Annotated in this window: 15 protein-coding genes; 8 read left to right on the top strand and 7 right to left on the bottom strand. The window is 59.2% G+C overall.

Features of this window, described 5'->3' with window-relative positions:
- Positions 1–365: 365 nt before the first annotated feature.
- Positions 366–2,294, bottom strand: a complete 1,929-nt coding sequence (cysN, locus tag NKJ90_RS23300; RefSeq protein ID WP_352486866.1) for a sulfate adenylyltransferase subunit CysN — start codon at positions 2,292–2,294, stop codon at positions 366–368.
- A gap of 1,087 nt (positions 2,295–3,381) precedes the next feature.
- Here cysN and NKJ90_RS23295 point away from each other — a divergent pair.
- Positions 3,382–4,011, top strand: a complete 630-nt coding sequence (locus NKJ90_RS23295) for a response regulator transcription factor (protein ID WP_245266376.1) — start codon at positions 3,382–3,384, stop codon at positions 4,009–4,011.
- 150 nt (positions 4,012–4,161) lie between these two features.
- On the opposite strand, the gene NKJ90_RS23290 is transcribed toward NKJ90_RS23295, so the two are convergent.
- Entirely contained in the window at positions 4,162–5,232 is a 1,071-nt protein-coding gene (locus tag NKJ90_RS23290; RefSeq protein WP_352486864.1) for a hypothetical protein, read from the bottom strand.
- 561 nt (positions 5,233–5,793) lie between these two features.
- On the opposite strand from NKJ90_RS23290, the gene NKJ90_RS23285 reads away from it, so the two are divergent.
- The gene (locus NKJ90_RS23285; RefSeq protein ID WP_032906875.1) at positions 5,794–6,381 is read left to right on the top strand and encodes a sugar transferase; all 588 of its coding nucleotides are present in this window, start codon (positions 5,794–5,796) and stop codon (positions 6,379–6,381) included.
- 139 nt (positions 6,382–6,520) lie between these two features.
- On the opposite strand, the gene NKJ90_RS23280 is transcribed toward NKJ90_RS23285, so the two are convergent.
- The gene (locus NKJ90_RS23280) at positions 6,521–6,769 is read right to left on the bottom strand and encodes a hypothetical protein (RefSeq protein ID WP_023756893.1); all 249 of its coding nucleotides are present in this window, start codon (positions 6,767–6,769) and stop codon (positions 6,521–6,523) included.
- Positions 6,770–7,132: 363 nt separating this feature from the next.
- Here NKJ90_RS23280 and NKJ90_RS23275 point away from each other — a divergent pair, with 363 nt between their 5' ends.
- The 6 genes from NKJ90_RS23275 to NKJ90_RS23250 all read left to right on the top strand — a co-directional run bounded on the left by NKJ90_RS23275 (position 7,133) and on the right by NKJ90_RS23250 (position 12,877).
- Entirely contained in the window at positions 7,133–8,413 is a 1,281-nt protein-coding gene (locus tag NKJ90_RS23275; protein ID WP_023756892.1) for an O-antigen ligase family protein, read from the top strand.
- Between the two features lie 53 nt (positions 8,414–8,466).
- Positions 8,467–9,300 carry a hypothetical protein gene (locus NKJ90_RS23270; RefSeq protein WP_023756891.1) on the top strand — a complete coding sequence of 278 codons (834 nt, stop codon included), beginning with the start codon at positions 8,467–8,469 and terminating at the stop codon, positions 9,298–9,300.
- Positions 9,301–9,308: 8 nt separating this feature from the next.
- Positions 9,309–10,313 carry a hypothetical protein gene (locus NKJ90_RS23265; protein ID WP_023756890.1) on the top strand — a complete coding sequence of 335 codons (1,005 nt, stop codon included), beginning with the start codon at positions 9,309–9,311 and terminating at the stop codon, positions 10,311–10,313.
- An 87-nt stretch (positions 10,314–10,400) separates the two neighbouring features.
- Positions 10,401–11,561, top strand: coding sequence for a PqqD family peptide modification chaperone (locus tag NKJ90_RS23260; protein WP_352486862.1), 1,161 nt, complete (start codon positions 10,401–10,403; stop codon positions 11,559–11,561).
- Positions 11,561–12,553, top strand: a complete 993-nt coding sequence (locus tag NKJ90_RS23255; protein WP_245266374.1) for a nucleotidyltransferase family protein — start codon at positions 11,561–11,563, stop codon at positions 12,551–12,553. The genes NKJ90_RS23260 and NKJ90_RS23255 overlap by 1 nt, the downstream gene beginning before the upstream one ends.
- An 81-nt stretch (positions 12,554–12,634) precedes the next feature.
- Positions 12,635–12,877, top strand: a complete 243-nt coding sequence (locus NKJ90_RS23250) for a hypothetical protein (RefSeq protein WP_084025041.1) — start codon at positions 12,635–12,637, stop codon at positions 12,875–12,877.
- A 210-nt stretch (positions 12,878–13,087) separates the two neighbouring features.
- Here NKJ90_RS23250 and NKJ90_RS23245 read toward each other — a convergent pair whose 3' ends face one another.
- The 4 genes from NKJ90_RS23245 to NKJ90_RS23230 form a co-directional block, all read right to left on the bottom strand.
- A complete protein-coding gene (locus NKJ90_RS23245) occupies positions 13,088–15,598 on the bottom strand; it encodes an RTX toxin (RefSeq protein ID WP_352486860.1) in 2,511 nt (836 codons plus the stop codon).
- Between the two features lie 162 nt (positions 15,599–15,760).
- Positions 15,761–17,266 (bottom strand): lipopolysaccharide biosynthesis protein, encoded by a 1,506-nt coding sequence (locus NKJ90_RS23240; protein WP_352486859.1) that lies wholly within the window; start codon positions 17,264–17,266, stop codon positions 15,761–15,763.
- Positions 17,267–17,447: 181 nt separating this feature from the next.
- Entirely contained in the window at positions 17,448–18,326 is an 879-nt protein-coding gene (locus tag NKJ90_RS23235) for a sulfotransferase family protein (protein WP_352486858.1), read from the bottom strand.
- A 67-nt stretch (positions 18,327–18,393) separates the two neighbouring features.
- Positions 18,394–19,713 (bottom strand): HlyD family type I secretion periplasmic adaptor subunit, encoded by a 1,320-nt coding sequence (locus NKJ90_RS23230; protein WP_352486857.1) that lies wholly within the window; start codon positions 19,711–19,713, stop codon positions 18,394–18,396.
- Between the last annotated feature and the right edge of the window lie 19 nt (positions 19,714–19,732).

Below are 19,732 nucleotides of genomic sequence, written 5' to 3'. Positions count from 1 at the left end.
CCTCCGATCATCCAGAGGTCCTTTCAGAATCGATTTCCGCACACCACACAAGAGTCCCTTTGTACTCATGTGCGATTCCCCTGCCTTTGACTGGGGTAATCCTTTTGGCGCAATTGCGTTAAACGCTGAGGTACCGTCAAATCGCGGATATCCCGTGGGGAGAGTGACAAATGCGGCGGGTCATCAGCCCCTCCAAGGTCGCCCGCTGCACCGGTCATTGTCCCCAGGCTAGATGGTGGTCATTCACTGTTCATTCATCATATTAGGCCACGATCATATGCAGACATGATAGGTAGCTCGTACATGCCTCAAGGGCCCCGGTGCTGGGTGATGCGCCGGGGCCTTTAAGTTTCATCTCGCTGTCGTCAGATGCCGCCGCCGCTGTCGTATTGGTCTTCGGCAATGTCGCGCTCGTTCAGCCAGTGTTCCAGGGCGTCTACCATCTGTTCGGCCGATTTGCCGAGTGTCTGGAGATGGATTTCCGGGTTTTGCGGCGCTTCGTAGGGAGAATCGACGCCGGTGAAATTCTTGATCTCGCCATTCAGCGCGCGCGCATAGAGGCCCTTCGGATCACGCCTGGCGCATTCCTCGAACGGCGTGTCGACGAACACCTCGATGAACTCGCCATCGGCCATCAATTCGCGCGCCATGCGCCGCTCGGCGCTGAACGGCGAAATGAACGACACGATGACGACCAAGCCGGCATCGGCCATCAAACGCGCCACTTCGGCGACGCGGCGGATGTTCTCGACGCGATCGGCGTCGGTGAAACCAAGATCGCGGTTGAGACCGTGCCGGACGTTGTCGCCGTCCAGGATATAGGTGTGGCGGCCGGTGGCGAACAGCTTCCTTTCGAACAGATTAGCGATGGTCGACTTGCCGGAGCCCGACAGTCCGGTGAACCAGAACACCGCGGGCCGCTGGTTCTTCATGTCGGCGCGCACACGCTTGCCGACGTCGAGCGACTGCCAGTGGATGTTTTCGGCGCGGCGCAGCGTGTGCAGGATCATGCCGGCGCCGACGGTGGCATTCGAGATGCGATCGATCAGGATGAAGGCGCCGGTGGTGCGGTTCTCGGCGAAGGGATCGAAGGCGATCGGCGTCCGCGTCGAGATGTTGCAGATGCCGACTTCGTTCATTTCGAGCGACTTGGCCGCCTCATGGGCAAAGTCGTTGACGTTGATCCGGTATTTCAGGTCGGTGACGGTGGCGCTGGTCTGGTCGGTCTCGGTGCGCAGGATGTAGGAGCGGCCGGGTAGCAGCGCATGCTCGTCGAACCAGACGATGTTGGCGGCGAACTGGTCGGCGACCTGCGGCCGTGCGGCCGGCGAAACCAGCATGTTGCCGCGCGAGATCTCGACCTCGTCGTCAAGAACCAGCGTGACGGCCTGGCCGGCAGCCGCCTGGGCAAGATCGCCGCCATGCGAGACGATCCGCTTGACGCGCGAAGACTTGCCCGACTTGGCGACAACGATCTCGTCGCCTGACGCAACCGAGCCGGAGGCGATCGTGCCGGCAAAACCGCGAAAGTCGAGATTGGGGCGATTGACATACTGGACCGGAAAGCGGAACGGCAGGTCGACCACCGCTGCATCGACCGACACGGTTTCGAGATGCTCGATCAGCGTCGGGCCGGAATGCCACTCCATGTTGTCCGAGCGGCGGCTGACGTTGTCGCCATAACGAGCCGACATCGGGATCGGCACGATGGTCTGGAAGCCGAGATCGCGCGAGAATTGCCGGTAGTCTTCAACGATCCGCTCGAAGACCGCCTGGTCGAACCCGACCAGATCGATCTTGTTGACGGCCAGCACGATGTGGCGGATGCCGAGCAGCGAGGCGATGATCGAATGGCGCCTGGTCTGGCGCAGCACCCCTTGCCGCGCATCGATCAGCACGATCGCCAGGTCGGCGGTCGAGGCGCCGGTTGCCATGTTGCGGGTGTATTGCTCGTGACCGGGCGTGTCGGCGACGATGAACTTGCGCTTCGGCGTGGCGAAGAAGCGGTAGGCGACGTCGATGGTGATGCCTTGCTCGCGCTCGGCCTCGAGACCGTCGACCAGAAGCGCGAAATCGATGTCGTCGCCGGTCGTGCCATGCTTGCGCGAATCGCGTTCGAGCGCGGCGAGCTGGTCCTCGAAAATCTGCTTGGTGTCGGAAAGCAGGCGCCCGATCAGCGTCGACTTGCCGTCATCGACCGAACCGCAGGTCAGAAAGCGCAGCAGCGACTTCTTCTCCTGCGCCGCCAGATAATCGCGGACGTTCCTCGCACTGGAAAAGGACAGGTTAAGAATTGCCGTCCGGCGACCCTCATCCACGGCAGTCGGCCGCGATGCAATTCGAAAGGCGGGCCTGCACTTTGCCGCGCGATCCGATCTGGCGTCTGATGGACATGGCCGTCTCCAACCCTATGACCGGCTGTCTTCTCGCGATCTGCGCTTCCGCAAGGTCAGGCGAGAAGACTGCTGGACCGTTATACGCTTGGGCGCGCGTCCATGAAATCCCACTATCGTTGCCGCGAGCTCCGATGTGGAAGCTCGTCCGCCGCTGGGCCAAAAGTGACCCGTTACGGGTCAGTACATCTGGCACCGCAATTGCTTTGATAGATGTGTGGGCTGGGGCGAGGGCTCGTCGCCTCGCAAATGGGGTGGCGGGCCTTTAGTCAACGAGGAGTTCTGATGGAGCGGCCCGGCACCCGTTGTTGGGATGGGGCTAGGACACCGGGCCTAACCGACGGGCAGTTTGTGAGAAACGGCGCCGGGGGCTGGGGGACTATATGCGCTCACGCTGAACACGCGCAAAGCATACGAACGGAGTACGAGAGCCACAATTCGGGGGTCGGCCGATAGCCAATTTAGCTCGCTGGTTGTCGAGGCAGAACTGGTCAACCGGCGGTCTCAGTTCGGAGCTTGAGTTCGCCTTATTAGTGTCGCGTGGGAGAAATGCAATTACAGGTTGTGATGCGGTCAGGTATATTAGCTACCTAAGATATAATTACCAAATTGTTAACCAGGATTAATGCGCCTTTTCCACAGCATCGTAGTATGCCTTCCAGGTTGGGTTACCTCCATGGAGCGAGGAAGCCATACGTCCGTGCGTTGGGGCGGCGTATGCCCTACTCCTTGAATCCAATCGTCAGTCAACAACTACGCAACCTGACACATGATGAACGAGCGTACAGGTCACGCTTCTGCCGAATTTTGCGAGAGGGGGCAAAACAAAAAGGGAGCGACGGAGAGGAGAAGTAAGGCGATGGGACACCCCCAAATTTCCGATTTTTGGAACGACGCAACAAGACCGATACACAATGGGCATCTGCCGGACGCGAATGGTCTTAGCGGGTCCGATCTCGATGAAGGAGGCCCAAGCGAAGGCTTGGTCATGATTGTCGACAAGCGGGCACTCGAACGTGAATGCCTTGCGCGCGGCCTCATCGAACACAATCCCACTTGGCGGGTTAGCGCGGTCGGATCGCTCGACGAAATCCAGCACATTGCCGGGGAAGCGCAGCCGTCCGCGATCCTCGTAATTCTCGGCGCCAGAAAGGTCACGGACCAGAGCGTTCGGGCGGAACTTTCGCACTTCATTTCCGAGTTTGGCACCGTACCCGTAATCGTCGTGGTGGATTCCGACGAGCCGGGGGAGGTTCTCGCTGCTCTCGAATGCGGCGCCCGAGGCTACATCCCTACAAGCGTGAAGGTGAAGGTAGCGGCCGAGGCTATCGGTCTCGCTCGTGCCGGAGGGATCTTTGTCCCCGCCAGCTGCGTGCTGGCTCTTCGAGAGATCATCCACTCGACCACAAACGGGGCCCGTCCGCTCACCGGCATGTTCACCACACGCGAGGCGGCGGTTGTGGAGGCGCTCAGGACAGGCAAGGCGAACAAGATAATTGCCTACGAGCTCAACCTCTGCGAGAGCACCGTCAAGGTCCACATCCGAAATATCATGAAAAAACTCAAGGCTACAAACCGCACGGAGGTAGCGTACAAGCTTAGACAAATGTTGCTGTGAAGGCTGCCCGATCGGTCTTTGCCTGGCCGGCTTGGCAATATAAACCGCCGGGCGCGTTAAGGGCGGGACCACGGGTTCGCCATTCTGGCAAGTTCCGAAGATCGATGCTGCCGTCCGTGCCTTGTCGCGAACGGCACGCTGGGCGTGTGCTTAGGCACCAACCGTTGCGGACCCCGCCGTCACGAGAAATCCAATGCTGTCCCGTCCAAGCTCTACGCCACGATATGCTGCTTCGGCAGCCTTCAGCCCTCCCGTCAGTCTGCGGACGATTGGAGCCGATCCGAGTACGTCAAGTGGAAGGCCTAGCTGACCACGGGTGAGCCGCTTCGGTGGCCAGACCCTGAGGCCAAAATAGCTCGCGGCAGAGCGATCGATGCCGCCGCTGAACTGCACCAGGAGCGCTTGGCGAGAGTTCCGGGCAATACGGCCCAGGCTGTTAATGTCCATTGAAGGTTTGTCGGACGGCCTCATCGCGACCACGATCACATCCCATGTGCCGTCGGTCAGGAGCATGGGATGCGAAAAAACACTTACTCTCGCCCCGCCGGCGCGTAGCGCCTGCTCAAGGGATGGTGCACAGGGCGTGTCGCAGACGATGGCGAGCCTCGCGGCTCGTTGATCGACACCAGCATCGCTGAGCAAGATGCAGCATAACCGCGCGAATTCCGGCAGCAGGTCTATGGCTGGGTGGCTAAGATTGGGAGCGGCGACTTTGATGCCGGCCTCTTCACAGGCGTCGAAGTCCACAAAGCCCGGCCGAAGCTCCCATGGTTCAGCCATCAGCGAAATCACCGCATGTGAGGGCAAGAGTTCAATGAGAGACCTCGAAATCGGTCCGACCTGGGGACAACTGGTGACGAGGTCGACGTCCTGCCATTTGCGGCTGCCGATGCGGTTCGTCACTTCAATGCGTTCGGAGACTTTAGCGTGTTTGGCAAATGCCAACGTCGCATCTGCGATGGCTGCCAGGCTCGGATGTCTGGAGGTTATGCGGGCGAGCGCAACGACACGGCTGGCATTGGCGAGCGCCGCCGCTGTGGCAGTCACCGCTTGGTATCCTGTCGTAGCGCCAACGACCACGGTGAGGCCGGAGAGATCAAGATCAAGCAAGGCAATCTGCTTGCGCACAATGGCAAGTACTTCGGCAAGCTCGATCTCGTGAATATCACGAGCAAACGACGCCGCGGCAAGATCACGCGGTAAAGGCATCAAGCTGGACACCACGTTGCGCGCTCCACTGTCAAATAAGCCTGAACTGTAAGCCTGGAATGTCCGTTAAGCTGACAAACCGCCCAGGGGGATCTTGTCTCGGCGTGATGCACGTGTATTTCCTGCATTGCTTTGACGGACGCCTTTGCGCCTTGCGCATTTATCAAACGTGGTTCCTGTATCTCCACGAGCGTGACGGCCTGGATTCGGTTGGCACCCTGATCTCCTGGTGGTTGAGCCAGGTCCAATGCAGACTTTGGCAATACAGCCGACCTGCCCGGACTGCTACCGCAGCAAACGGATGCTAGGTGATACGCCGTTTGATCAGAAGGCTTATAGACACCACGCCATCGACGCGCGGGTCAGGCTTAGGAGTAACGAGCACCGGGTACGCCGCTACCTCCTTTGCTTCTCTTGCCAAGAATCCCAAGCCGCTGTGAAGTTGGGCAGCAACACCAACCGCGTTTCTTGGTGAGACCCGTGACAATCAGCGCATTTGACATAAAGCGCCGCAGGCCCAGCACCCGGATCGGCCAAAACCTCCGTCCGCTTGGAGGCCGGCCCAAAAGGATCATGGACATGGCTGTCGCATCGATCGCACTTGTCCTTGCCGCCCCGGTCATGCTGGCGGTTGCCCTTTTGATATTGTTGACTGATGGGGGACCGGCGGTGTTCTCCCACACCAGGGTCGGATTCAATGGCAAGCGCTTCGCCTGCTATAAATTCAGGACCATGGTGGCGAACTCGGAGCGGGTTCTGGCCGACTATCTCGCGAGCAGTCCCGAAGCCGCCAAGGAGTGGGAGCAGAATTGGAAAATCAAAAACGACCCGCGCATCACATTCCTGGGGCATATCCTCAGGAAATCGAGCCTGGATGAGCTGCCTCAGCTCATTAACGTGCTGCGTGGCGAGATGAGTTGTGTCGGCCCTCGTCCGGTCGTTCCCGACGAACTACAACGTTACGGCTCCTGTGCGATCGATTATCTAAAAACCCGACCGGGACTAACCGGCCTGTGGCAGGTAAACGGCAGAGACGCGATGGATTATCCCAGTCGTGTCTCCATCGACAGCCGCTATGTGCGGGAATGGTCGCTGTGGGCCGATGTCGTTATTCTCATCCGGACTGTCTTCGCCGTGATGAAATTCGACCATGCGTCTTAAGTAAAGCGCACCGCAAATTCTTGCTCTCATGTTCTTGCTCTCATGCATGTCGTTGCCGCAAAGACGCCGGCGTGTCCTGGCGGCAAAACAACGGCGAACAGCTCCGGCGCCGGGGCGCGAAAAATGCAGCCGCGGATCGTCATTGCTCGCGTGACATGCCACGGCGCCAGATGACGCCAAGGACGAGGCCGAGCAAATAGGCGCACTGCAGAACGATTACGAGAAGCAGGATTGAAACCAGGCGGCCCCAGTCAAACCAACTGCCGATGCCGCCTGCAACGACGCCGACCACGAAGGTCACCGCCGTCATGATGATGAGCGCAGCCGCTCGAAAACGAAATCCCAGCAAAATGCCGATCAAGCCGACTGCGACAAGGCCCCAAAGCACGGCGATCTCCTACGGTGTGGAAGACTCAGAAGACTCAAAGTGCCGTACCTGAGTCTCCCACATCTGCGAATCCGTACCAACACCCAATCCGGCTGCACTGACTGGCCGACTGTCGATCAAGTTGTGGGAAATCGCTACACCTCAGCCGCTTTGCACAAAAGGCGTAGTGCACCCTGTCCCAATGCACCCTTTTCGCACATTTCCATGTCCATCCGCTGAGCCTAGGCTGCTCGTGAAAATAGGTATGCGGAGATTCACCTGCCGTGCGGCAGCTTGCCAACAAGGCGCTGTACGTTGCGCATCAGGGCAGAGTTGCGTCGGCACGAAATTCCTAGATCACGCGTTCGGTGTGACATCCCATCTATGCTGCAGGTATCCGTTCTTTTGCTGATCGTGTCCATCTGGTTCCCTGGCGCCACGCGGATTGCCGGAACGGATGGCTCGCTTTCTTTCCTGCTTGCTCTGTTCTGCGCCCTGGTAAGCGTCGGTGCCTATGCCGAAACAGCAAGACGCCTCCATCGGACCGAAGCGGCACTGGCGACTGCGGTGCTGGCCATATCTGCTTTCATCATGGTTCTGTCCCTACTGTCGATGCTTTACGCCGACAGTCCGATCAGGACGATGCGCGCGGTTTTTGCGCAGGTGTTCGGCTTCGCGATTATTCCAGCAGTCGCAGCGATTTCCACCAGACCAAAGGGTCTCGTGGCAATCGATAGGATAGTGATGGCGATGATCATCATGAGTGTTGCAACATCCTGTCTAGTCGCAATCGGGCTGGGCGATGCCAGATTTGCCGATCGCGCGGAAGGCTATTTCAAGCACTCTAACCAACTCGGGATCGCCTTGTCGGCTGCTCTGCCGCTTGTCGCCGCGAAGCTGGTCTCATCCCGCAGCCACCGTGTTCTCCTCTTGGGCTGCCTCGTTGCGGTGCTCCTGGGTTTGGTGAAATCGGGTTCAAAGACAAATTTCGTTCTCGGCGTTGCAGGCCTCGGAGCGTTCTTCGGAATATACAGCTTCTATCTGGTCAGAAGAAAGCAGAGCCCGATAGCAGTAATCGCGGGTATGGTTACGGCTCCGATATTGCTGGAAGCGAGCCTGGTGGCATTGCAGTACCTCAATCCACGGGCTTACAATCTGCTCGCCCTCCAATTGTCCGGAGGCGAGGCACATTCGGTCATCTCGCGGCAGCGGCTGTGGTCTATATCTATAGACCTCGGCCTATCGCATCCGTTTATGGGGGTCGGCGCAGGGCAGTGGGTGGGCGATATTGCTCCCCATAGCCACAACCTGTTCATCGACGCCTTTAGAACACTGGGGGTGCCCGGCGTCGGGTTGATGTCAGTGATGGTACTCGTGGTCGTGACATATGTTGTCAGCGCTGTCTTCAGTACATTGTTTGATAAGGACAGGGGGGACCACTCGACGGAAATTAATGTGATGGTGCTCGGAACATCGGTTTCCGTTTTCAACTACATCGCCGCAAACCAGATGAGCGATTCTTTCGGCCCATCAACAGCGCCCTTCTTCTGGCTGCCCTTGGCTTTGCTCATCTTCTACCGCGGCAGGCAACGATCAATGCAGAGCGGGCTTGGTGAGAGCCCAAAGCTGTACGCAAGAATTGGAACTCAGCTCTTTCAACATTGAGCTTCCGCCATGTCTCTTTGTCTCCCTAGAACCAACCTCGCCAACCGAGCCCAATGATTCCGCACACAGCTAGCGAGCTGGCGCTAGGCTTGCCGCCAAGCCTTGAAGCAAGCGCGCCTCAAACAGACATTCGATTCGTCGAATTCTTTGGTCTCCCTGGGATCGGAAAGACAACCGCTTCCACCCTGTTGGCGAACGACTTGCGACGGTGCGGCCCGCTGGCAGGCGATGTGAGAATAGCGTGGGAGACAAGAACGTTCATCGACCGCCAGATCCACAGGATCGGTATTGTTGCCCCGAGATTCAAGGACCGTCAGTTTCGCTCGTTGCTCGCCCGAATTGCACGTTTTGTCATCGAGAGTGGCCAATCGTCGTTTGTCGATGCAATCAGGGTTATTTGGAACCTTTCCGTTTTGGTTGCCTATATCCAAACCGAAAGGCAGGGAAAGAATACTATCACTATTATGGATCAGGGGCTGCTGCAGGGATTCCTCTCCATATCGCTTAAGGCTAAGCATCGGGCAACTTCGGAGAGCTGGATTGACATCTTGTTCGCCATTGGCGTGCATGACATGGTTTTTGTCCATCTGCGCGGCGAGATCGGCCTAGCACGAAATCGACTTCTAAAAAGGGGCGATCGGTCCTCGCGGATGCAAAGGGCATCTCCTGATTGCGGCGGTCATCTCTGGTCGGCTGCGGATTGTGCTTGCCGCGAGATTGCGGCCGATCTTGAGAGGGGAATGGACACGGAAGATCACGTCGGCGTGCTGGCGGCGGTCGACGTGGAAAGGTTGGCATCGCCCGAAGATGTCGCCGAAAGGGTTCTGGAGGCTGTGCTTTTGGCCTGTCTCGAACGACGTCGGCTGGGCGATCCGGCAGGTCAATGAGCACTACAATGAACCGCCGATCATTCATGGGCGTCGCCGGCCTGTATCCCCTGATCGCCCTGTTGCCGGGCTCGGGCTCAGCGCAAGAGGAACAGGCGCCGAAAGGCAAGGAATTCGTCCTGGCAGGTGCCTATGGATTCGAACAGCAATCGATTAAGAACCTCGAGCCGGGAGCAACAATCGACGCTCGAAATGCTTCCTTCACGGTTGCCAACAGCAGAAATAGCGATCCCAGCGCGACGACCGGATGCGACGAGGGGCCGTTGCCCGTCAATCGCTATCCCCTCGTCATCCGCAACTGCCCCGGCGTTCGCCTTATCGGAGGGCGCTTCGATGGTCAGGTGCCGCTAACGTCTGATTGGCGCGACACGTATTGCAACAGCGCCGCTCTGCTTGTCAGGGACGGAACCACCGACGCGACAATAGAGGGTATCCGTGCGCGTCGCTGCTGGGATGGCATTCGCTTCGCCGAGCACGCCGACGGCTTTCGGCTAAAAGGCTGCTGGCTCAGCGAAATCAGGGATGATGCGGTGGAGAACGACTATCTTCTCAGCGGCATCGTTGAAGACTGCCTGTTCGACGGATGTTTCTCAGGGATCAGCCTGGATCCTGCATCAAACGAACGGGACGGAACAGGCCAAATCGTGCGGATCGACAGATCCCTCATTCGTATGCACGCCTTTCTCTCCAAGGGCGAAATCACACATCAGGCGCCGATCAAAGCTGTCGACCAGTCACCCAGGTTGCGGATTACGGAATCGGTTTTTGCGTTGGCTGCGGCTAACATGCGTGGATTCCGTCGCCTGGAAAGAACATGGCGGCTGACGATTGAAAGTCGCGACAATGTGTTGCTGTGGCTGCCCGACGCGCCAATACCCTCCGCGTTGCCGCTGCCGCCGTCTGGTTTCAGAGTGCTGACCGGCGCCGGCGCCAGGAGCTACTGGAGCAGGGCGCACCTCCAGTGGATCGCAGCGCATCAGGATGTGGCCAGGTTTTCCGACGAAGTGCTGTGAGAAATCGCAGCCCTCGGTGACGATAATGCATGTCGCTCGCCCATCGACCACACCCGCCTTGCCATAACAGCTTGGACCGTCACCGCGATGAATCAGCACGAGGCCATTGACAGAACTGCGACACCGCGCCTCGCCGATCACAGTTCTGCGACGTTTGTAATCCAAGGACGGTTGGTACGCGTCAGGGAAAGAAACGTCCTGTTCAGCCCGACAAATCAGGCCATTTTCGCCATCAACGACACTGCTGCCGACATCTGGCGCTGTCTGGAAGAAGGCATGGCACCGCAAGCCATTTCGGTCGAGATGATGCGCAGGGGCGTTGAAAGGCTTGAGGCAAACAGGCATGTCGAGGCGGCGCTCGCGGACTGGCAGCGGCTTAGCCTGATACGGCCCCGCGTGCCTGTGTCTCCGTCAGCAGCTCAGGAACTCGTGAGCCAGGTGGTTGCCGTTGCGGGCCTCAACATTCGGATCGTCTATCCAGCAGCCTCCGCATTCCCCGCAATCACCGTATTTCGGCATCTTGAGGTGCGAAGTGAGGCGGCCGACGTTCTACTCGAGGTAGTTGAGCACGGGGGACGGATCCATCTGTTCCGGGATGGCGATTGGATTCTGTCCTGCCCTGCCGACGAACTAGCCGTCACACTGAAAGGACAATTGCTGAACGAGGTTCTCGATCGCGGCGTCTATGAACTCGCTCTCCATGCGGCGGGCCTTTTCAGCAATGGACGTATGGTCCTTCTTTGCGGCAATCCGGGCGCGGGCAAGACAACACTGACTTTGGCATTGGTCCATGCCGGATTCGGCTTTGCCGCTGATGATGTTACTCTGCTGGACTCCAGGGGGCGTGGCGTTGGCCTGCCGTTTGCCTGCGCGGTCAAGGCGGGGGCATGGCCGCTTCTGGCCGAATACTGCGCCGATCTCGACGATGCTCCAGTCTGCCGCCGGCCCGACCGTAGGCGTGTGCGGTTTGCCGTGCCCAAGGCGTCGGCGCCCTTGGCTCATTCTCCCCTGCCTATCGGCAGTGTGGTCCTGCTGCGTCGAGGCCACGGTTCGAAGGCTTGCCTGGAGCCGGTCGATCCTGCCAACGCATTGCGCGGTCTTCTCAACGGCGCGCTTGCACCCGGCGGAAGGCTGAGTGGCACCGCGTTCGAAGTTCTGACCCAACTCATCGGATCGGCCGAAACCTATTGCCTGAACTATTCGAAGCTTGATGATGCGGTACAACTTATATCGCAAGCGTGCCGATGATGAGCAGGGGCAACGCGCTTGAGGCGTTGATCGCCGGACTTCGCGGCAGTCCGACTGACAGGGCCGATTGGCAGGCCGTGATTGCTTTGGCAAATCACACTCTGCTCACACCCGATTTGTTTTCCTCCCTCGCGCGTGCCGGACAAATCCACCAGCTCCCGCAGGACGTGCGTGAGTATCTTCGGTTCGTTCACGACTGCAATCGGGAACGGAACCTGCGCTTGCGTTCCCAATTGCGTGAAGCCGTTGCGGCCCTCAATGGCAGCGATATCGTTCCGCTCCTGCTCAAGGGTGCCATTCCGTTGTTCCTTTCACCGGCCGGCCGGATTCCCAGCAGGATGACGAGTGACCTTGATCTAGCTGTGAATCCGCGCCAAGAGACGGTCGCCAGAGCCTGTCTTGAAGAGCTTGGCTACGTCGATGTGGCGGGCGCTCGAGGCATGGCCCGCCAGCAGGACGCCGGAATGCTGGAGCTCCGCTCGAGCCGAGCGAACGGCTGTCACCCCCCCAAGCTTGTTCAGCGAGGCGGCCTTCGGGTGAAAATTCCTACCGCTCAGGCCCGCGCCATGCACTGGATGGTGCACGACCTTCTCAAGGAGGGAGATTACTGGCGCGGAAGGATAGATCTCAGGCACCTTCATGATCTGGCACGATTGGCGGAAAGCGATGACGTGGATTGGACGTCACTGCAGCAATCCATGTCGGATGGAACCGCCCGTAATGCGCTCGACACCCAGCTCCTGGCCATGCATCATTTCTTTGGAACCAGAATCCCGGCAAAGTGTGCACAACGCCGGATGGTCCGTATCCAGCACTGGAGACGCATCTTCACGGCGACCCACCCCGTCGTCGGAGCGCCGCTGCGCTTGGCCGGCAATTTGATGTGGGGGACATGGCGATTTTCACGCGGCTACGGCTTGGTGCGACGTGGGCCGTCGGACTTCTTACGTCGCATTGCTCGCACGCTTTTCAACCCTCGCACCAAAATCTAAGCCTTTTGGAGAACTAGTGCCCCCGGGTCACAAAGCATAAGCTCGATCTGTAAATTTGAGACGGTTGTGGAGAGGTTTGACATGTCAACTGAAAGCACAAAAAGCTCAGAACGGACTCAGGAGAACCTGGTCTCGGAAGCTCAGGCACGCCGCGACTTTCTCAAGAAGGCGGGGCGCTTTGCGGCAGTTACGCCGCCGGCTGTGACGCTTTTGCTCGGCACGAGCTTGAACTCCAAGGCGATTGCCCAATCGGGCGGATCACGCCCGGGCAATGGTTGGGGAGACAAGAACCACATCCACTCCGGTCCTCCCGGGCAGGCGTAAGCTCTTCGAGCATCATGGTCGCTGAAAACAGCGTTGTGAGAACGTAAGCCTGTCATTTGAAAGCCCGGACCACTTGCGGCACTTTTGTGTGCCGCAAGTGGTCCGGGCTTTTCTTTGCCGGCGGCTACCGGCTCACGGGTCCGAATTTCAAATCAGTGAGCCGGCCGGGCATGACGAGTTCCGGTGGTCTGAAACACGCGCCGTGCAGGATCAGGCGAGCAGCCAATCATTTATATGGAATTCATAGATCTTGCCGTCGTTCTCGGTCGGATGGGAGTCATTGTCCACGCCGCGATCAGTGATGTACAGGCTCATACTATGGCTTGGATCGTCGCTGCTTGGCGCCAGCGCCATTCCCGACGGTTTGTGGGCATGGGCCGCGGAGATATCGAGCGTGCCCAATAACTGCCCGGTAGGCGTTACCATTGCCACCGAGTTTTTCGACGTAATGATATAAAGGAGGTCGTGGACTGGATCGTACGCAATACTTTCGTCGCCAGGGGTCCCCAGCGCACGCGCAGAAAAACTCGTGACCACGTCGTCGCCGCCCGTGCTCGCGACACCATCGAATTTGCCATTCGGACCCGCAGCGATGGTGTAAATCGTCTGGGTTGTGCCGTCGGCGACATATAGGACCCCACGTTTTGTATCATAGGCAATCCCCTCCGGGTCTGTGCTGCCGAATGCGGCCGTCTTGAATGAGGTCACAAGGTCGTCCGACGTGTTGTAAAGTCCGTCCCGTCCGGGGTTGAGTTCGTACACGCTCTTGGTGCCAGTGTCGTCCGTGAAGAAGAGATGGTGGTTGGTGGGATTGTAGGCGATCCCCGACGGCTCATCGGAAAAATTGATCGTCGTGAGCGTGCCCGCCAGGGTGCCGCTCAGATTCATTTGGTAGAGATTCTTGCCGGTAAAGATGGACATTTCGTCAACTTCACTATCGGCAACCAGCAGCGTGTCGAGATGAGAAATATAGACGAGATCCGTGGGATCGGGGCTCGGTGGCGACCACAGCGACGTCAGGATGGTATGCGCCAAGGTCACTGATGTCGGCAGCTGATTAGCACCGGTGATGCTGACGGCGAAGGCGTGGGTATCGGTACTGCCGTCGGCCGAGGAGGCCGTGACGGTGAGGTTGACCGACGGCTCTAACTGGGCGTTAAGCGTGCCGGTGCTCGAGCGTGTGATGATACCGGTGCTGGCATTGATGGCGAAGCGCGTGTCGTTGATGCTGTAGGCGACCGTCGAGCCGGCATCGGGATCCGTGGCCGAGGCGGTGATCCCGACCGCCGTGCCGGCGGCGGCGTTCTGGGCAATCTGGTTGGCGGCGGTGTCGGTATCCGGCGGGGTGTTGAAGGCGACCGGCTCAGCGCTGTTGAGGACGGCGAGGGTGAAGGCCTGGTTGGCGGTGGTGCCGTCGGAAGACTTTGCCGTCACTGTCAGATTGATCGACGGCTGGGTCTCGAAGTCGAGCGTGCCGTTGGCAGAGCGCGTGATGACGCCGCTGCTGGCATTGATGGCGAAGCGCGAGTCATTGATGCTGTAGGTGATGGTCGAGCCGGCATCGGGATCCGTGGCCGAGGCGGTGATCCCGGTGGGTGCGCCAGTCGCGGCAAGCTCGGCGATCTGGTTGGCGGCGGCGTTGGCGTCAGCCGGGCTGTTGAAGGCCACCGGACTTCCGGATCCTGGCAGCAGATATTCTATGTGCAGCAGCGGAGCGCTGGTCGGCGAGTATTCGTAGGAATCGGCTGTGCGCGTGCCGGTGCCGGTGACCAAAAATGCCATGTCGTTGAGCGCAGCCCAGCCCGAGCGATTGATGATCTCCTGCACGATCGCCGACAGGTCCGGCGAGCGCTCGGTCAGCCCTTGCTCGCCTACCGTGTTCCACGGGTCCGGTGTCCAGGCTGCGGACGCGTCCGTCGTCGCGCGTGAGGACACGTCGAAGCTGACGCTGGTGAAGGCGCTCGCGTCGTCGGTATCTTCGCCCTTGATCAGCAGCGAGGTCACGCCGGTCTTCACCTCATTGGCCTGGAACTGGATATAGGCGCCGGTGATGATGGCGCCTTGCGGGATGTCGATCGCGGTGAAGCGGATGCCTACCGTCTGTCGGGTGCTGCTGTCATAGCCCAGCTCCAGGTCGTTTATGTTGGTCGAGATCGAACCCGAACCCTTCTCCTCGACATCGTCGCCGGCGGTCGCCACCCTTGTCTCGAAGATCGGGTCGATTGCATTTGAGGCGGTGGCGAGGAGACTGCTGGAGGTGGCCGCGGCGCCCGTCGAGACCGTGCCGAGGTCAGCAACTGCCTCAGGGGTTGTGGCGGCATAGGTGACTTGGCTGTCGGCATGGCCCGTTGTCGCGTCCTGCCACAAATCGAGAAAGCTGCTGTCCAGATGAATGCCAACTCCGGCTGCCGCCTCGGCCAGTCCGCTGAGGTTCAATCCGCCATCGCTCCCCGATGTCGGAGTGATCCCATCCGCGGAAATGAGATCGAGGCTGTTCGCGGCGCGATCCAGTCCGTGACTGTGACTCCCCTTGCCGGTTTCCGCAGCAGGTTCGTCGCTCAGATCGGAGATATCGCCAGTCTTCTCGTTGCCGCTCACGCTTCCGATTGGCAGCGTCAAATTGTCGATGTTCAGCCAGTCGCCCTTGATGCCGGAGTCAATGCCGGAGTCCGTCAGCAAGAGTTTCGTGTCAGTCCAGGGAAGCCCAGCCAGTTTTGCCATGTCGAATTTCCTCTCCATATCTCTCGACTAAAATCGCAATCTCGACGTGTCCGACCAGGGGCGGTTCCGACCCCAGATCGAGCATGGCGATGGGTAACGTTGACACGAAAGCCGTCGCCCGCGATGCATGGCCGGGCGGTCGAGCGCTGAAGTCTACTTTGATCAGTCAGTTGCCTTCCTCATCCTGGGCCAGGCGGGCACCACGGCGGCAAGCAGACGCAGCAGTGATAGCCCGTCCCGCCCAAGGAACAGCGACGGCAGGATCCAGCACAGTAGCAAGCCCCCGGCAGATGCCAGCAATGCCGTATCGATGAGCAGGGGAAGAGCAGATAAATGGAACTCGCGCAGCCATTCCACGAGTGCCCAGACGCCCGTTCCGACAACGCCCGCGAGCGCTAGCCCAGGCAGGTGCGCCATGAAGAAGTCGCCCCAGGTCATCCCGGTCACGCGGAGGCTCAACTGTGCCATGAGGAAGAAGTTGATCCCGAATGCCGCGCCGACGCCGAATGCCACGCCTTCTATTCCCCAGAATTGCCCCATCAAGGACCCAACCAAGACGCCGATGGTGAAAACGGCCTGGCGCCACGCACGTGCGTAGACCGTCCCCGTTGCGCGCGAGACGGAATCGCTCAGCTTGTAGCTCGTGCGGAACAACATACTGAACGCCAGGATCTGGAGTGGGGCGACAACCCCCTCCCATCCCCGTCCGAGAGTGACCTTAACCAACTCCGGCGCGACGATCGCCACGACCATACTGGCCGGTAGGACGATCAGGGCGCAGCCCGCGACCGCGCTGCGATAGGCGCGAGCAAGCCGCGCGGGCTGCTCCTGGACCAGCGCCATGGTCGGGAACAGCACCCGATCGAGAACCTGACCGACTATGACGGCGGGCGTCGTCATCAGCTGTGACGACAGCCCGTACAGGCCAAGCGCATCTGCACCGAGCCAGCGCCCCACGACGAGCCTGTCTGCCTGGGTGGCGAGGTAGTTGCATACCCGGGCTATGGTGAAACCGCTTCCGAAATACAGCAGTTCGAAGATGGCGCTTCGTTCCAGCAAGGGCCGCATCGGATGCGGCTGGCCAGCGAGCAGCACGACCATGCGGATGAATTGCTGGATCAGGAGTGCGCCGACAAGGGCCCAGATACCGAAGCCGAGCCAAGCCAGTACCGGACCGGCAACGACGTAGCCCGTGGCGAACGCGCAGGCATCGACGAGCGCCAGCCAGCGGAATCGCAGCGCGCGCTGGGCCGCGGCCAATGCCACCATGGAAGCGCCTTGGAAAAGGAACACGAAGCAGATGGCACGAACGACCGGAGCCAGATCGGCAAGTCGAAGCAGGCCGGCAATTGCCGGTGCCATTGCCCAGACCAACGCGGACACAACGAGGCCGAGGAGGCATGACAAGGTGAATCCGGCCCGGAGATGTCGCTCTTCCAGCACAGGTCGTTGGACGATCGCGGGGGTAATGCCAAGTCCCTGGAAGATCGCCGAAAACTTGATGACGATCAGCGCTGCGGAGTAAAGGCCGAACTCATTGGGCGAGAGCAGCCGGGCCAGGATGAGAAGTGAGGCAAGCTCGGCGACGGCGAGGGCGCCCATGGACAAGGCCGTCCACAACATGCCCACGACACTCTGTTTTGCCAGCCCGCGCCTGTCGTTGCTCACGCCTGTCTCCACTCTTCGGCCGATCCCAACAGGCGGCCATTGCGTCCATCCCGGATCCGCCGAGGGACACGATTACATTGGGTGACGCTCGGCGGCGCGCCCGCGCCTGCATGAAACGACCGCATTGGTCACGAAGGGGCTTCGGCTGCGGTGCCGCCCGCCGGCGCGCAGTGCGCCTTGCCTATTGAAGAAGCGAGGGAATCTCGTAGCGATAGAATTCCATCTCATCCCGGACCTCCGGTATGATCGCCGTCAGGTCCTTCCTTTCGAGGCGGAGCCACTTCTGCTGTCGGCCGGGGTCGATCATCTCCTTGGCCATGCGGACGATATTGTCGGTGCAGCTCAGCCCGCAATGTTCATAGATGCGGCGCAAGACCAGTTCGGGATCCTGTATCAAATCCTCATAACGAAACGACAGAACGCGGCCGTTGCCAAGCTTGGCGAGATCTTCTCGAGCCTTTCGATTGCCGCGCGCCCACTGACGCGCGATCACCGTCAACTTTTCATTATCCTTCAAATCCCGATCTATTCCGTTGTAACGCGGGCCATAGATCGATGTATATTTCCTTCCGAGCACCCTTTTTGTGATCACCTGTTTTATAATATCTCTTGCATAATAATGAATTTGTGTGACAGGAGTGATTTTCAGCAGGCGTATTATACCTTTTAAGGACTTTGCTCGCTGCCACTTAAGCTCCATTGAGCTTATGTATGAAAATGGATTTCTCGTAATATAGAGAAATATGGCTTCCGGAAAAATCTCGTGGACAAACGGTACGCGCAAGACATTGGCAGGCGTATTTTCCATGATCTGTCGGCCGCCGTGCCGCGACTGATATTCGAGGAACCTGCCGCGAATGTAACGAGCGACCCTTTCGGTAGCATCGGTTTCGACGAATTCGTCATGACGCCGCGCCGGATCGGCATATAGCCACAATGTTTTTGGCTCGTACCAGGTAACGATGTCAGGATGCAGCCCGATCAATTTTTGTGCAATTGTGGTCCCCGACCGATAGTTGCCGATCAGAAAAATGGGACGTTTCAGCTCTGTTGCTGCCATGACAAGTCTCCGTCGCTGAAGGTTAGCCAAGATAGCGCCGATCCTCACGACAAGCGCCGCCGCTCGGCTATTGGTCTCTGAACGCACGCATCATCTGGTCCGTCAAAGGCTTCATCAGGTACGACAGCACCTTGCGGTCACCAGTCCGTATGAATGCTTCCACCGGCATGCCGGGAATGATCGAGACGGGTCCAAGCTTCTTCGAATCCTTCGGATCGGGCGTGATGCGGACTGCGTAGTAGACTTCATTGGTATGCTGATCGCGCGTTACATCGGCCGCAATCATGGACACCGTGCCCTCCATTTCGGGTGTAGTGCGGACGTTGAAGGCGGTGAAGCGAAGAAGTGCGCGTTGGCCGACCGAGATCTGATCGATGTCTTGCGGAGCGGCCTTCACCTCGACCGTGAGAGTGTCGGTGTCGGGAACGATCAACATGATCGGCTCCCCCGCATTGATCACGCCGCCGACTGTATGAACTGAGGATTGATGGACCACGCCGCTGGAGGGAGCGCGAATGTCGATGCGTGACAGCTGGTCCTCGGCGCTTACTTTTCGTTCCTCGAATTCGGCGATCTTGGCATCGACATCGCGCAGTTCGCTGCCAGTCTCGCTGGAGAACTCCTTGTCCAGCTGCAGGATCTGGAGCTCGACTTCGGCAATGGCACCCTTTGCCTGCGCCATGTTTGACACAAGCTGTGACCTTTCACCCTCGATGCGTGTTGCCTCGCGTTCATATTCGGTCAGCTTCGACTTGAGTGTGAGCTTCTTTTCGACAAGGCTGCGGATGTCGACGAGTTCGTCGTTGATCAGCTCGATCTCCTTGCTCTTTGCCGATTCCTGAGCCAAATCGCCTTCGATCTGCTTTCCGAGTTGTTCGATGCGTTCGCGCAAGCGCGCCTTGTTGCCGAAAACCTCGGTTCGACGAAGCTCGAAGAGCCGTTGTTCGCTGGCCACCGTGTTGGCAATCTCCGGGTCGCTCATTCGCGTGGCAAGTATCGGAGCAAGTGTCATCCGCCCGCTGCCGTCACGCTCGGCCTCGAGCCGGGACTTTCGCGCATAGAGCTCATCCAGATTCTTTGTCACGTAAGCCAGGGTGGCACGCGGGATGGTGTCGCTAAGCTGGACCAAGACATCCCCGGCTCGGACACGGTCGCCATCGCTCACGAAGATCTTGCCGACCACGCCGCCCGTCGGGTGTTGCACTTTCTTTTCGCTGTTCTCGACGACCACCCAGCCATGCGAAATAATTGCTCCCGAAATGTCCACTGTCCCGGCCCAGACTCCCATTCCGCCGAGGAGCAGTGCGACGACAGTCATTCCACCGAGCAGATTGCGGCGAATGGATCGCCGGTTGGAAAGCGATCGGTTCAAGACAGGAGCCGTCATTGCCCGTTTCCCCTGTGCC

Source organism: Mesorhizobium sp. M0051 (genome assembly GCF_040323235.1).
In the GTDB taxonomy this organism is placed as follows: domain Bacteria; phylum Pseudomonadota; class Alphaproteobacteria; order Rhizobiales; family Rhizobiaceae; genus Mesorhizobium.
This window is presented reverse-complemented; position numbering and strand designations above follow the sequence as displayed.